This is a genomic window from Kitasatospora sp. NPDC058406, assembly GCF_042722765.1.
In the GTDB taxonomy this organism is placed as follows: Bacteria; Actinomycetota; Actinomycetes; order Streptomycetales; family Streptomycetaceae; genus Kitasatospora.
Map to the genome: position 1 here is coordinate 1 of NZ_JBHXKE010000235.1, position 14,295 is coordinate 14,295.

At 74.7% G+C, this 14,295-nt stretch carries 12 protein-coding genes; 8 read left to right on the forward strand and 4 right to left on the reverse strand.

Features of this window, described 5'->3' with window-relative positions; all coding sequences use genetic code 11:
* Positions 1 to 264 precede the first annotated feature (264 nt).
* The 3 genes from ACFWOG_RS32925 to ACFWOG_RS32935 are packed head-to-tail and all read left to right on the forward strand — an operon-like array spanning position 265 to position 1,198.
* On the forward strand, positions 265 to 639 hold the full coding sequence (locus tag ACFWOG_RS32925) for a type II toxin-antitoxin system RelE/ParE family toxin (protein WP_380362798.1): 375 nt from the start codon (positions 265 to 267) through the stop codon (positions 637 to 639).
* Entirely contained in the window at positions 636 to 1,028 is a 393-nt protein-coding gene (locus ACFWOG_RS32930; RefSeq protein ID WP_380362800.1) for a helix-turn-helix domain-containing protein, read from the forward strand. The genes ACFWOG_RS32925 and ACFWOG_RS32930 overlap by 4 nt, the downstream gene beginning before the upstream one ends.
* 8 nt (positions 1,029 to 1,036) lie before the next feature.
* Positions 1,037 to 1,198 (forward strand): hypothetical protein, encoded by a 162-nt coding sequence (locus tag ACFWOG_RS32935; RefSeq protein WP_329878309.1) that lies wholly within the window; start codon positions 1,037 to 1,039, stop codon positions 1,196 to 1,198.
* Positions 1,199 to 1,222: 24 nt separating this feature from the next.
* Here the strand turns inward: ACFWOG_RS32935 and ACFWOG_RS32940 are convergent, their stop codons facing one another.
* Genes ACFWOG_RS32940 through ACFWOG_RS32950 form a run of 3 tightly spaced genes read right to left on the reverse strand, consistent with a single transcriptional unit; the run spans position 1,223 to position 3,165 of the window.
* Complete coding sequence (locus ACFWOG_RS32940; RefSeq protein WP_380362802.1) at positions 1,223 to 1,558, reverse strand: hypothetical protein; 336 nt, start codon at positions 1,556 to 1,558, stop codon at positions 1,223 to 1,225.
* A complete protein-coding gene (locus ACFWOG_RS32945) occupies positions 1,555 to 2,070 on the reverse strand; it encodes a GNAT family N-acetyltransferase (protein ID WP_355401494.1) in 516 nt (171 codons plus the stop codon). The genes ACFWOG_RS32940 and ACFWOG_RS32945 overlap by 4 nt, the downstream gene beginning before the upstream one ends.
* Positions 2,071 to 2,127: 57 nt before the next feature.
* Positions 2,128 to 3,165, reverse strand: coding sequence for an aldo/keto reductase (locus ACFWOG_RS32950; protein ID WP_329950887.1), 1,038 nt, complete (start codon positions 3,163 to 3,165; stop codon positions 2,128 to 2,130).
* 127 nt (positions 3,166 to 3,292) lie between these two features.
* Between ACFWOG_RS32950 and ACFWOG_RS32955 the strand changes: the two genes are divergently transcribed.
* On the forward strand, positions 3,293 to 3,973 hold the full coding sequence (locus tag ACFWOG_RS32955; RefSeq protein WP_380362805.1) for a TetR/AcrR family transcriptional regulator: 681 nt from the start codon (positions 3,293 to 3,295) through the stop codon (positions 3,971 to 3,973).
* 120 nt (positions 3,974 to 4,093) lie between these two features.
* Complete coding sequence (locus tag ACFWOG_RS32960; protein ID WP_380362807.1) at positions 4,094 to 5,878, forward strand: Imm49 family immunity protein; 1,785 nt, start codon at positions 4,094 to 4,096, stop codon at positions 5,876 to 5,878.
* Positions 5,879 to 6,003: 125 nt separating this feature from the next.
* On the opposite strand, the gene ACFWOG_RS32965 is transcribed toward ACFWOG_RS32960, so the two are convergent.
* Complete coding sequence (locus tag ACFWOG_RS32965) at positions 6,004 to 9,189, reverse strand: putative bifunctional diguanylate cyclase/phosphodiesterase (RefSeq protein WP_380362809.1); 3,186 nt, start codon at positions 9,187 to 9,189, stop codon at positions 6,004 to 6,006.
* 256 nt (positions 9,190 to 9,445) lie between these two features.
* Between ACFWOG_RS32965 and ACFWOG_RS32970 the strand changes: the two genes are divergently transcribed.
* From ACFWOG_RS32970 to ACFWOG_RS32980, 3 genes are all read left to right on the forward strand, one after another.
* Positions 9,446 to 13,135 carry a thioester reductase domain-containing protein gene (locus ACFWOG_RS32970; protein ID WP_380362811.1) on the forward strand — a complete coding sequence of 1,230 codons (3,690 nt, stop codon included), beginning with the start codon at positions 9,446 to 9,448 and terminating at the stop codon, positions 13,133 to 13,135.
* Positions 13,132 to 14,043, forward strand: a complete 912-nt coding sequence (locus tag ACFWOG_RS32975) for a leucyl/phenylalanyl-tRNA--protein transferase (protein ID WP_380362813.1) — start codon at positions 13,132 to 13,134, stop codon at positions 14,041 to 14,043. Before ACFWOG_RS32970 ends, ACFWOG_RS32975 begins: the two co-directional genes overlap by 4 nt.
* Before the next feature lie 25 nt (positions 14,044 to 14,068).
* The coding region (locus ACFWOG_RS32980) for a hypothetical protein (RefSeq protein WP_380362814.1) at positions 14,069 to 14,295 on the forward strand (227 nt) is incomplete at its 3' end.

The window sequence follows — 14,295 nt, forward strand, 5'->3', positions numbered from 1 at the left end:
GGTACTTCCTGGACCTGGCGTCGAAGGCCTCGATCTTCGTCGGCTGAGCGCGCGCCGAGCGCTCACCGGCCGTGGGGGGCGCCCCCCCAGCGCGCCGCCCCCCCCCCGCCGCCCCGCCACCCCCCCGGCCCCCCCCGCCGCCCCCCCCCCGCGCCGGCCCGGGGCCGGGTGGGGGGGGGGCGCCGGGGGGCGCGCGCCGCGCGCCGGGGGGGGCCCCACCGGCGAGACTCGTGCGGGTATATAGATATCTGTATAGTCACTTGGGTGGGCAACCCGTGGCAGATCGAGATCGAGCCAGAGGTCAGGCAGTGGCTGGAGCTCCTCCCGGATGCCCACTACGACAAAGCCGAACGTGCGGTCGATATGCTCGCAGACAGGCCGACGACTCTGGCTGAGCCCTACTCGCGCCACCTGGGTGGCAGAGTGCGTGAGCTGCGCTTCAGCGTGGACGGCAGCGCTGTGCGGATCACCTACTGGCTCGCGCCTGCTCGCCGCATCGTGCTGCTGACGGTCTTCCGCAAGACGCGGCAGCGGGAGGCGGCCGAGGTCGAGCGCGCTCAGCAGGCGCAGAAGGAGTGCGAGGCGGACCACGGTCCCGCTGCGCATGTCTACGACCGGACCACGGAGGAGAGCTCGTGAACCACGCACAGTGGAAGACCCGCCGAACCCGGAAGATCCTGGGCGAGCCGGTGCACGAGTCCCAGGCCTATGTGGAGGCCGGTTACGCCTTCGCACTGGGGCAGGCCGTCTATGACCGGCGGACGGAGCTGGGGATCTCTCAGGCGGAAGTGGCGCGGCGGGCCGGTATGACGCAACCGCAGATCTCCCTCGTCGAGGGTGGCGATTCCCTGCCGACCCTCCCGCTGCTCACCCGGCTGGCGAAGGCGCTGGATGCCGCGCTGAGCATCGACCTGGACGGCGACGCCGCCGTGTTCGTCTTCTCGGCGCACGGTGGCAGCCCGTCCGGAGGTGTGGGCGGCGAAACCTCGACGGGCGGGAGCGCGACGGGCGGGAGCGCGGCGGCCTGAGTTCTACCGTGCCTCCGAACGGCCGCACGCTCACCGACGACGTGACCTCGGCGCGTCTGGCGATGGTGTCGGGGGGCAAGGTCACCTCGGACCACGTCCCGCCGCACACCGACCTGCTCCCCGCCTTCCCCCACCTCGGCCACCCCCACCCGGCGGCCCCGGCCGGGTAGCGCGGGGCCGGCCCGGTGCGGCGGTCAGGCGGCCGACGAGGTCCCGAGGAGGACGTCCCCGGCGCGTACGTCGACGCCGTCCGGGCCGGTGGGCGCCCCGGCGCCGGCGCCGGCGAGGAGGAGACGGGCGCCGTGCGGCGGCTCCAGTTCGTCGACCGTGAGCGTGGGGTTCCGCCGGATCTCCACCAGGGCGAGTTCGACCGCGTTCCCCCGCCGGTCGGTGCAGTGGAACCGCGTGCCGAGGCACGTGTGCGCCAGGCAGCGCACGACGAGGGCGAGGTGGTCGGCGTCCACCGGGTCCACGTCGATGACCTGGACCTGCGGCGGCCGGTGCGCCCGGCCGTGGGTGAGCGCGCTCATCCCGCGCTCACCGGCTTCGCCAGGACGAGCTCGCGCCGGACGCCGTCCGGCAGGAGGTCGCCCTCCTCGCCGGTCCTGGTGAAGCCGGCGCGCTCGTACAGGGCGATCGCCCGCTCGTTGTCGGGCATCACGGCGAGCTTCAGGGCGGCGCACCCCCGTGTCGCCGCCCAGAGCTCGATCTCGCCGATCAGCCGCTCGCCGACTCCCCGGCCGCGTGCCGCCGGGCCGACCCACATCGAGATCAGCTCGGTGCTCGCCCGGTCCGGCTTGCCCTCCGCGTCCTCGCCCGGGACGCCGCTCGCCATCCCGGCGGGCTCGCCGTCGACGAACGCCACCAGATCGACGGCGCCGGGGATCTCCAGGCGTGAGCGCCAGCGCTCCTCTCGGTCGCCCTCGCCCTGCCAGTCGGCCAGGGTGGAGCCGAAGGCGTAGGGCGCTTCGCCCAGGGCGGCGAGGCGCAGTCCGCGCCAGAGCCGCCAGTCGTCGGAGGTCAGTGCACGCAGTTCGATCATGTCGGCGACTCTGCCGTGCCCGCAGCCGTTGCCGCAATCGGTTTTGAGGATGCCCCGTCACCCCGCCAGGGGCGGGTTCAGGCGGGCGAAGCCCTCCTGGCGGCGGTACGGGAAGTAGGGGTACGGGGCGGTGCGGCCGCTGGTCGCGTCCAGGCGGGCGATCTGCTCGACCGTCAGCTCCCAGCCGACGGCGCCGAGGTTCTGCCGCAGCTGCTCCTCGTTGCGGGCCCCGATGATGACCGAGGAGACGGTCGGGCGGCGCAGCAGCCAGTTGATCGCCACCTGGGGGACGGTGCGGCCGGTCTCCTTCGCGACGGAGTCGAGCGCGTCGACGACGTCGTGGAGCAGCTCGTCCTCCACCGGCGGGCCGTAGTCGGCGGTGTCGTGCAGGCGGCTGCCGGCCGGGATCGGGGTGCCCCGGCGGATCTTCCCGGTGAGCCGGCCCCAGCCGAGCGGGCTCCACACCAGGGCGCCGACGCCCTGGTCGTGGCCGAGCGGCATCAGCTCCCACTCGTAGTCGCGACCGACCAGCGAGTAGTAGACCTGGTGGGCGGCGTAGCGGGGGCGGCCGTGCGCGTCGGCGGCGGCGAGCGACTTCATCAGCTGCCAGCCGGAGAAGTTGGAGACGCCGGTGTAGCGGATCTTCCCGGCGCGGACCAGGTCGTCCAGGGTGGCGAGCACCTCCTCGACCGGGGTGGCGGCGTCGAAGGCGTGCAGCTGGAAGAGGTCGAGGTAGTCGGTGCCGAGGCGGCGCAGGGCGGCGTCGACGGAGGTGATCAGGCGGGCGCGCGAGGTGCCGGCGTCGTTGGGGCCGTCGCCGGTGGGCAGGCCGGCCTTGGTGGAGATCAGCACCTGGTCGCGACGGCCCTTGACCGCCTGGCCGAGCACCTCCTCCGAGGCGCCGTCCGAGTAGACGTCGGCGGTGTCGAACAGGGTGACGCCGGCGTCGATCGCGATGTCGAGCAGGCGGCGGGCCTCCTGGACGTCGGTGGTGCCCCAGGCGCCGAACAGCGGGCCGCTGCCGCCGAAGGTGCCGGTGCCGAGCGAGAGTGCGGGGACCTTGAGGCCGGACGCTCCGAGCTGGCGGTACTCCATGACTGTGCTCCCTCCCCGTCCCGGTGGGCGACTGCACTGCACGCCCTCCGTTAACGGGACTCTTGTTCCGTTAAGATGTCCTGACCCTAGCACCGCGTCCACCACTAACGGAACAGGAATCCCGTTAATGACTCCGGAGAACGCCACTCCCGACGCCCCCGCCCCCGACGCCCCCGCCCCCGACGCCCCCGCCCCCGACGCCCCCGGCACCGCCCCCGGCGCCCAGCGCCCCGGCGGTCGCACCGCCCGCGTCCGGGCCGCCGTCCTGCGCGCCGCCGAGGACGCCCTCGTCGAGGTCGGCTTCGCCGGACTCGACCTCGGCGACCTCGCCCGCCGGGCCGAGGTCGGCCGGACCACGGTCTACCGCCGCTGGGGCTCCACCGGCGCACTGATGGCCGACCTGCTCGCGGACATGGCCGAGCAGTCCCTGCCCCGCGCGCGCACCGGCTCGCTCCGCAACGACCTCCGCGCCAACGCCCGGCTCGTCGCGCGCACCCTCGCCGACCCGCGCCAGGGCGCGCTGTTCCGCGCCGTCCTGGTGGCGGCGACCTGTGACGAGGCGGCGGCCGAGGCCCTGCACCGCTTCTACCTGGTCCGGGTCGCCGAGTGGGCGCCGTGCGTGGCCGACGCGGTCGAGCGCGGCGAACTGCCGCCCGACACCGACCCGTTCGAGGTGGTCCGGGCCGTCTCCGCCCCGCTCTACTACCGGATGCTGACCACCGGCGACCCGCTGGACGAGGCCGCCGCCGACCGCGCCGCCGACGCCGCCGAGGCCGCCGCCCGCGCGGGCGCCTACCGCCGGGCGTAGCGCCCGTCGGCCGCCCCGCGCCCCTCCGGACGGGCGGTACCCGGGCGGTCCGACCCGCGGGAGGCGGTGACCGACCGCGCCCGTAGGCTGACGTGCAGGTCAGGAGCAAGGAGCGGGACTGTGCGGATAGAGCGTCACCAGGTGGGCGAGGCGTTGCTTTCGACGACACGTGAGGACTTCACCAACCGGATCGGAGGGGAGGTCCGCTCCATGTCGCGGGCCGGCCGGATGGCCTCCCGGGAATGGACGTACCTCGCGGACGAGTTCGTCGAGTACCTGGGCGCCCTCTCGGCCGAGCGGCCCGCCCTGGACACCCCGGAGGCCAGGGCCGTCCTGAAGGACGCCACCGAGTCCGCCGCCGGAGCCGTCGCGTTCGCCGCGTACTTCCCGCACGTCGACTTCCAGGTCTTCCTCGACTACGTGAACTTCGGGATCAGCTACGAACCCGGCGAGGACGACGACGGTGCGAGCGGGGTCGCCCCGTACGAGTGGCTCGACGCGTTCTGCCTCGCGATCCTCTCGGACCGGGCCCACCACCACGGGGAGGCGTTCTGCTTCGCCCGGCGGAAGTTCGACGCGGGCTCGGCCGGTGACCCCGTCGTCGAGCTCGCCACCGGACTCCTGGCCCAGGCCATCGGCGTCCTGGACGACGAGGACGCGTCCTACCCGCCGAGCCCGCAGGAGCGGCTCGCCGCCGTCGACGCGGCGCTGGAACGCGTCCGCGGGCGCGGGGAGGCGAGCGGCGAGGACCTGCTCGACCGGCCGCACGCCGCCGGCCTGGTCACGCTGCGCGCCCTGGTCGCCGGGGACCGGGCGGCGTTCGACGCCGGGTTGACCGGGCTGCTGCTCCGGCAGAGCCGGACGAACCCCGTCCACGCCCGGCCGGGCAGCCTCCTCCCGCTGATACCGCTCGCCCTGGCCGCGCTCGCGTACCGGGGCCCGGGCTGGTGGCCGGCGGTCGACACCGACTACCTCCCGCGCACCCTGGTCACCGGGTTCGAGACGCCCGGCCCGCGGGTCGGGCCCTTCGGCCGGGACCGCCGCCCGGACGCGGTCGCCGCCCTGGCCGCCGGGCCGGTGCGGGTCGAGCGGCCGGGGGAGCCGCAGGCCGTCCACCCGGACGGCGCGGCGTTCCTCGCCCGGGAGGCCGAGGAGGCGTTCACCCCGGTCGACGGGAAGCCGCTCGCCGTCTGGCGGCTGGCGGGCGTGGCCCGCTACGAGGAGATGTTCTTCAAGGCCCGCGCCTCGCAGGCCGACGACGTCGGGGAAGGCGAGATCGCCAGGCTGCGCCGGGCCTCCCGCATGGCGGCGACGGTGTTCCGGACCGCCCTCGCCGCGCCGGGCACCGAGGTGGAGGTGGCGATCGACGGCCGGACGCTGCGCTACCCCGCCACCCTGGACAGGGACGAGGCGGGCCCCTGGGGCTGGTGCAAGGCCGTCTCCCTCGCCCTGGTCTCCGGCGCGCGCGAGGATCTCGCCCCGCTGGTCCACGCCGGTCCCGCCGTCGCGCTCCGGGACGGTGCGCCCCGGTCGGCGTTCGCCTCCTACCCGGAGGCCCTGCACGACTACCTCCGGGGCGAGGACCCCGTACCGGCGACGGAACGGGCCCTGGCGGAGGTCGAGCAGGGGAAGGACTGGGGCTTCTTCCCTCCGCCCGTCGTCCTCTTCTCGCAGCTGGTCGAGGGGGACGAGGAGAGCTTCAACCTGGCGCTGGTGGACGCCCTGGAGGTGCACCGGGACTACTACCGGGTCGCGGATCGCGCGGACAGCAGCGACTCGGCGGTCGACCTCGCCGTCCTGGGTCTGGCGTGCCACGCCCGCCGCCGGGGCTGGCGGATCCGGGTCGACTCCCCGTACCTCCCGAAGCGGCTGCTCGCGACGGCCGAGCCCTTCCGGCCCGCCTGATCCGCTTCCGGCCCCCTTCCTGTTTCCCTCCCCCTTCTCCTTTCCCCTCCCCCTCCCCCTTCTCGTTCCCGTTCCCGTTCCCGGCCCACTGCCGGGCCGGGAACGGGAACGGCGGCGGGACCCGCCTACGCCGGGGCCGGGCGGCTGTCCGGCCGTCCGTCGGGGGCGGCCGTCCACTCGGCGATGAAGGTGCGGGCCTGGTCCGGGGTGAGCGGGTGGGCGAAGAGGTAGCCCTGGCCGAGCGGGCAGCCCATCCCGGCGAGGAGGTCGCGCTGCTCGGGGTTCTCGATGCCCTCGGCGATGACCTGGACGTCGAGGGTGTCGGCGATCCGGGTGATGCCCTCGACCAGCGCGTACTGCTGCGGGGAGTGGCCGAGGCCGTCGATGAAGGACTTGTCGATCTTGAGGATCGAGATCGGGAACTCCCGCAGGTACGACAGGGACGAGTACCCGGTGCCGAAGTCGTCGATGGCGATGCCGACGCCCAGGTCCGCCAGGGTCCGCATGTCGGTGTGGACGCGCCCGTCCCGGCGCATCAGCACGGATTCGGTCAGCTCCAGCACCAGCGACTCGGCCGGGATGCCGGAGGCCCGGACGGCGCCGCGCACCACGTCGACGAAGCCGGCGTCGCGGAACTGCCGGGCGGAGACGTTGACGTTGACCCGCAGCGGCGGCCGGCCCGCGGCGGCGCGCACGGCGGTGCTCTGCCGGTGCCAGACGGCGGCCTCCTGGGCGGCGCGTTCCAGGACCCAGGCTCCGAGCGGCACGATCTGGCCGCTCTCCTCGGCGAGGGCGATGAACTCGTCGGGCAGGACCATGCCGCGCCGGTCGTGCGGCCACCGCACGAGCGCCTCGAAGGCGACGAGGTCACCGGTCGCCAGGTCGACGATCGGCTGGTAGTACAGCCGGAACGCGGACTCGGCGATCGCGGTGTCCAGGTTCTCGTTCAGCTCGTGCCGCTCCACCATCCCGGCCTGCAACGCGGGCTGGTACGGGCACCACTGCCGCTTGCCGGCCGCCTTCGCCGAGTACAGCGCCAGGTCGGCGTGGCTGAGCAGCTCGGTGGTGTCCACGCTGTCCTCCGTCGTCGCCACGCCGATACTGGCCGTCACCCGGACCGCGCCCGCGCTCAGCTTGAACGGCTCCGAGAAGGCGGCCAGCACGGTGTCCGCGATCCCGCCCACGTCGGCCGGCCGCACCGCGTCCTCGACCAGCACCGCGAACTCGTCGCCGCCCAGCCGGGCCGCCGTGTCGGAGGTGCGCAGCGCGGTGGAGACCCGCAGCGAGACGGCGACCAGCAGCTCGTCACCGACCGCGTGCCCCTGGGTGTCGTTGACCATCTTGAAGTCGTCCAGGTCGATGAAGAGCACGCCGGTGACGGCGCCGCTGCGTTCGCCGCGGGAGAGCGCGTGGCCGACCCGGTCCAGGAAGAGGACGCGGTTGGCCAGGCCGGTGAGCGAGTCGTGGAAGGCGCGGTGGGTGAGTTCGCGCTCCATCTGCCGCTGGTCGGTGACGTCGCGCAGGGTGAGCACCAGGCCGCCGACGGTCGGGTCGTCGCGCAGGTCGTTGCAGCGGACCTCGGCCTCGATCAGGGTGCGGTCGGAGCGCAGCAGACGCCAGTGCTCACGCTGCGTGTCGCCGCCGGACCGGCTGCCGGCGCCGTCCGGGCCGCGCATCCGGGCCAGCGCGCCGCCGACGGCCCGGCTGTCCTCGGGCGGGACGAGCTCGGTGATCAGGGTGCCGTTGAGGTCGGGATAGCCGAGGACCCGCTCGGCGGAGGAGGACGAGGCGTAGCGGACGGAGTCGTCGGCGTTGAGGATCAGGATGACGTCGCTGGCGCTCTGCACCAGTGTGCGGAAGTAGGCCTCGCTGTTGCGGCGGGTGATCTCCTGGCTCAGCGTGACGCGCTCGACGGCGAGGGCGGCCTGGGCGGCCAGGATCTCCAGCGAACCCCACAGGCTGGTCAGTTCCTGCTCGGTGCCGGTGACGATGAGCGCGCCGATCAGCGGGTCCCCGGAGGGGCGCTCGGCGAGGGTGAGCGGGCAGAGCAGGGCGTTGGGCATGCCGTCGAGGCGGCCGGAGAGGCCGGCGCCGACGGCCTCGACGGGCAGCAGTCTGGTCTCCCGGTAGGCGGCCAGGGCGAGCACCTCGTCGGAGTCGCCGCCCCGGATCGGGTGGTGGCCGGAGCCGCGTTGGGCGTGCCGGACGTGCAGCATGCCGCCCTCGGTGACGGCGAGCAGCGCGACGTGACCGTCCTCCGTGGGCATCAGGGTCGAGGCGGCGGCCTGGACGGCGTCGGCGACCTCCTCGACGGTGACCGCCGCGGTGAGCGAGGATCCGGCCTCGCGCAGGGCGCGTTCCCGCGCGACGGCCTGCCTGCGGGCGCGGACCACGACGGCCAGCCGGGCCAGCACGAGCAGGTAGAGGACGGCGGAGAAGGCGCCGATCACCCCGGCGTTGCTGGTGTTTCCGAGGACCGACTCGACGATCAGGATGGTCGGCGCGATCAGGGAGGCGAGGGTGAGCAGGGCGAGCCGGCCGGGGCTGAGGTCGGGCTGCTGGCTGGGGATGGGTCTGGTCAGTTCGACCATGGACGGGTGCAGCGCGGCCGCGCCCCAGGCGGTGTAGAAAGCCGCCCAGCCGAGGTCGACGGGGGTGCCGATGTGCCACTCGCCGTGCAGCAGGATCAGGCCGTAGGCGACGTCGGCGGCCAACAGGCCGACGGTGCCGATGGCGAGCAGCTGGAGCGAGCGGCTGAACCCGCCGCGCGGCACCACCAGCCGCAGCAGCAGCGCGAGGACGACCACGTCGCCGAGCGGGTAGGCGATGGCGACGGCCTTCTGGAACCAGTCGAGGTCGGGGTTCCGGGTGTACGGCAGGATCAGGTAGATCCAGGCGAGCAGGGCCAGGCCCATGGTGAGGATGAGCGCGTCCAGCAGGCTGGCCCGGTCCTGATGTGCCGTACGCCAGCGGATGAAGCCCAGGACGCCGGCCGCGTAGAGCAGGTACTCGGCGAGGTAGAAGCCGTCGGCGACGGAGGGGAACGGGCTGCCGAGGTGCAGGAACTGCATCTGGATGACCTGGACGACCTCGCCCGCCGTGAAGCTGAGGTTGGCGAGTGCCAGCAGGTACCAGAACAGCGCGTGGGACGGGCGGTTGAGACGGACGCCGACCACGATGGCGGCGACGCCGCCCAGGCCGATGCCCGTCCACCAGATGATCCGCTGCGAGGGGTTGGTGTAGTAGATGGCCGTGAACAGCACCATCCAGACCAGGTAACAGGCCATCAGGCGTTGTCGCCGACGAGTCAACGAGGCTACCTCCTCCACGACATCACCCCGCCTGTCGGGCGGGCGAGTTCGGGCGAGGACGGGGCGGTCGGGCCGCCCGTGAGCGGTTCACCCGTGGTGACGGGCGGAGGGTCCGGCGGGTCTCGGGGCCTTTCGGGCAGGGGCTCACGAGCGTCCGAGCGGCGTTCGGTCGGACGTTTGAAATGAGCCGTGAGTGCGTATAGTCGGAAATGTCGCACCTCCCAGCATTCTGCCGCCACAGCATGAGGTCAAGCCGGTGGATGATGCAGCAGACAGCGCGCGGGGCGCGCGTTCGGAGGCGAACTCCGGGCGTCACGCCGTGCTCTGCAATCAAGACGGTCAGTATACGATCTGGCCCGGTGACTTCACGGTACCCAGTGGATGGCGCACCGTGTTCGGGCCCGCGCGGCGCGACGAGTGCCGCGACTACGTGGACCGCGAGTGGCACCCGGCCGGGCTCGGCCCGGTCGGCCACGGCGCGGCCCACGCCGGACCCGACGGCGCGAGACCGGCCCACGCCGGGTCGGAGTGCGCGGATCCGGACGGGCCGGCCGCGGCCCGCACGCCGGGCCGCGCCGGATCCACCGGAACCGTGCACGGCATGTTCCGGGCCCGTGCCGCGCACGCCCCCGACGCCCTCGCCGTCCTCACCGACGACGGCGACGCGCTCACCTACCGTGAGCTCGACCGCCGCAGTGACCGGCTCGCCGCCGCCCTGCGCGCCCGGGGCGTGCGGGCGGAGCGGGTCGTCCCGGTCTGCCTGGAACGCGGCGCGGACCTGGTGACGGCCTGGCTCGGCGTCCTCAAGGCCGGCGGCGCCTTCCTGCCGCTGGACCCGGTCCACCCCGAGCGGCGGTTGACCGGGCTGGTCGAGGACTGCGGGGCGGACGTGGTCGTCGCGGAGGAGGGGCGGACCTTCCCCGGGGTGCCGGTGCTCGGGGCCGACGCCACCGCACCGGCGGGCGCCGTCGCACCGGCCGGCGCCGCGTCCGGCGACCCGGTCCCGCCCGAGGACCCGGCCGCGCCCGGGGACCTCGCCTACCTGATCTACACCTCCGGTACCACCGGAACCCCCAAGGGCGTCCCGGTCACCCACCGTTCCCTGGTCTTCACCCTGGACCGGGTCGTCCGCGCCTACGGACTCACCCCCCGGGACCGCGTGCTGCAGCTCGCCGCCCTGGGCTTCGACACCTCGTTGGAACAGGTCTTCGCCGCCCTCACCGCGGGCTCCACCCTCGTCCTCGGCGGCGCCCGCACCTGGGCGCCCACCGAACTCGTCCACCGGATGAGCGAACTGGGCCTCACCGTCGCCGACCTCACCCCCGCGTACTGGCACCACGTGGTCGCGCTGCTCCCCGAGGGCGGGCCCGCCCCCGACGGGCTGCGGCTGATCGTCGTCGGCGGCGACACCGTGCACGCCGACGACTGCCGGACCTGCCTGGACCGGCTGCCCGGGGTCCGGCTGGTCAACGCCTACGGCGTGACCGAGGCGGCCGTCACCTCCACCCTCTGTGAGATCACGCCCGAGGTGCTGGCCGCCGGCACCCACGGGTCCGTCCTCCACCCGCCGGGAGCCGGCCATCCCTCCCCGGACGGCCATCCCTCCCCGGACGGTCAGTCTTCCCCGGACGGCCACCCCGCCCCGGACCGGCACCGCGCCGGCGACCGGCGCTCCGCCTCCGACCGGCACCCCGGCGGCATCGACGCGCCCGTGCCGATCGGCAGACCGCTGCCCGGTGTGCGGGTGCACGTCCTGGACGCCCGGCTCAGCCCGGTCCGGCCCGGCGAGAAGGGCCAGATCTACCTCGGCGGTCCCGGTCTCGCCCGCGGCTACTGGAAGTCGCCCGCGCTCACCGCCGAGGCCTTCCTGCCCGACCCCTACGCGGCCGCCCCCGGCGACCGGATGTACCGGACCGGTGACGCGGGCCGCTGGCGGGCCGACGGCCTGCTGGAGATCCTCGGTCGCTTCGACGACCAGGTGAAGGTCCGCGGCTACCGCGTCGACCCCGCCGAGATCGAGTCCGTCCTGGCCTCCCACCCGGACGTCCGACAGGCCCGGGTCGCCGCCGACGACGGCGACGACGGCGCCCACGTCCTCACCGCCTACTACACGCTCGGCGACCGGGGCGCGTCCGGCGCCCGGGCCCGGCGCCGGGAGATCCGCGCCTTCCTGGCCGCACGGCTCCCCGACTTCATGGTCCCCGCCGAGTTCGTCCTGCTCGACTCCATGCCCCTCACCCCGGCGGGCAAGATCGACCGGCGCCGACTGCCGCACACCCGACCGCAGTTGCAGCGCCGGGACGGCGAGGGGGCGGACGGCGCCGCGGACGGCCTGCGGGCCTCCGCCGGGAACGGGAACGGGAGCGGCCCCGGCGCGGGCGGTGCGAGCGGCGGCAGCGGCGGTGGTGACAGCGGCGGCGGCAACGGGAGCAGCGGGACCGGTACCGGCGACGCCGTCGACGTCGGCGTCGGCCACCTCTGGTCCGAGCTCCTCGACGTCGAACAGGTCGGCCCCGACGACGACTTCTTCGACCTCGGCGGCAACTCCCTGCTCGCCATGGAGATGCTCGCCCGGGCCCGGATCATGTTCGGCATCGACGTCACCCGGATCCGCGGGCTCACCCGCTCGCTGCTCCGGGACGCCACCCTGCGCGCCTTCGCCGCGGCCACCCGGGCCGCCCGCGCGGGCGAGGACGCCCCCGGCGGCGCGCCCGCTCCCGGCCGCGCCGCCGTCGACTGGACCGCCGAGGCCCGGCTCAGCACCCCCGTCCGGCAGTCCTGGCACCCCGCGCCCTCCCGCGCCGAACCCACCGAGATCCTGCTCACCGGCGCCACCGGCTTCTGCGGCGCCCACCTGCTCGACACGCTGCTGCACACCACCGCGGCCCGCATCCACTGCCTCGTCCGGGCCCCGGACGAGGAACACGCGCTGGAACGCATCCGCGCGGCCCAGCAGCGGTTCCTCCGGCACGACCTGGCCGACCGCCGGGTGATCCCGCTGGTCGGCGACCTCGCCGAGCCGCTGCTCGGTCTGACCCAGCACCGGTTCGAGGAGCTGGCGGACAGCCTCGACGCCATCCACCACCTCGGCGGCCAGGTCAACTTCATCTACCCGTACCAGCAGCTGCGCGGCCCCAACGTCGGCGGCACCCGCGAGGTGGTCCGGCTCGCCGGGCACTCGCGCGGCATACCCGTGCACTACCTCTCCACCCTCGCGGTGCTCGCCGGGTTCGGCGCGGCCGGCGTCCGCGAGGTGACCGAACGGACTCCGCTCGCCCACCCCGAGAAGCTCGCCGTCGGCTACGTGGAGAGCAAGTGGGTGGCCGAGCAGCTGCTGCACAACGCTGCGGCGGCCGGGCTGCCGGTCACGGTGATGCGCACCAACGACGTCACCGGGGACCTCGCCGGAGGCGTGATGAACACCGGCACCGAACTCTGCGCGCTGATCAAGTACATGGCGGAGAGCGGGAGTTACCCGGACGTCCGGCTGCCGCTCGACTTCGTCCCCGCCGACCGGTTCAGCCGCGCCGTCGCCCACATCGTCGCCCACGCCCCCGCCAACGGCGAGGTCTACCACATCACGTCACCGCGGCCCGCGGGCCTCGCCGACCTCGCCGACCGGCTCCGCGCGCGCGGCTACCCGGTGGACGAGGTGCCCTACGGCGAGTGGGTCCAGGGGCTGATCCGGTTCGCCGCCGGCCACCCCACCCACCCGGTGACCCCGTTCGTGCCGCTCTTCGTCGACCGCGCGCCGGGCACCGAACTCTCCATCAGCGAGATGTACTTCCGCCCGACGTTCCCGCTCTTCGACCGGGCCAACACCGACCACGCCCTCGCCGGAAGCGGCGTCCAACTGCCCGCCGTGGACGGCGAACTGCTGGACCTCTACCTGACGCAGCTGACCGCCGAGGGCTTCCTCGTCCCGCCGCTGGGAGCGATGAGGTGACGGCGCCGGACGGCGGGCGGGCGACCGAACCCCCCTCGGCGGCGGGCCTGTTCGACGCCGTGGACGTCGCGCGGGCGCCCGCCGACGGGCCTGCGGCGTTCGGCGGCACGCTGGAGCCGGACGTGCTGCTGGCGGCGTACCGGCGCGGGCTGTTCCCGCTGCCCGCCGCCGACGACTACGCGAGCGCCTTCAACGAGGCCCGGTACGAGGACGCGGTGGCGGCGGGGGACGTCGTCCTGCTGCCGGGACCGGACCACCGGGACCCGTACGCGCTCGGCTGGTGGTCGCCCGACCCGCGCCCGGTGATCGCCCCGGAGCAGGTCCGCGTCGGGCGCAAGCTCTCCCGGTTGCTCCGCAACCGCCTCGGCTGGTGGACCAGCGCCGACCGGGCCTTCGAGGAGGTCCTCGCCGCCTGTGCGGAGGGGCGCGAACCCCCTTGGCTCACGGCCGGGTTGCAGGAGGCGTTGGTCCGGCTGCACCGGCTCGGTGCGGCCCACAGCGCCGAGGTCTGGGAGGGGGAGGAGCTGGTCGGCGGCGTCTTCGGCATCGTCACCGGTTCCGTGCTCAGCCTCGACTCGATGTTCCACCGCCGCCCCGACGCCGCGCGCGTCGCCGTCGCCGACCTCGCCACCCGCTTCGCCGACGCCGGCGGCCGGCTGCTCGACGCGCAGTGGGATTCCCCGCACGTCCGCACCCTCGGGGCCGCCCCGGCCCCCCGTGCCCACTACCTCGCCGAACTCGCCCACCCGGCGCGGACGGAGCCCCTCGACACCGCGGCCCACCCGGCGGCCCGGCTGACCCCCCGGCGGCCCCGCCACGGCGGCGGCCACCGGGCCGGACCGGACCGGCCCGCAGGCCCTGCCGGGTCCGCCGGGTCCGCCGGGTCCGCGGGGTCCTCTCCTCGTTGACGGCGGGCATCGGCGGGCCGCCGGGGTGCCACGCGTCCAGGAAGGCCGGCTGGCGGCCCGGATCGACCAGCTCGACCTGCGCGCCGACCCGGTCCAGCCGGTGATGGACGAACGGACGCCCGTACGGGCAACCTCGCCACCCGCGCCGGCACGCTGGCCGACGCCCGACTCGCCCATCTGCACCGCCACCTGCTCACGCAGTCGCAGGGCTGGACGTGACGCCGTCCCGGGCGGCCGCCGCGTTCTGCGGCC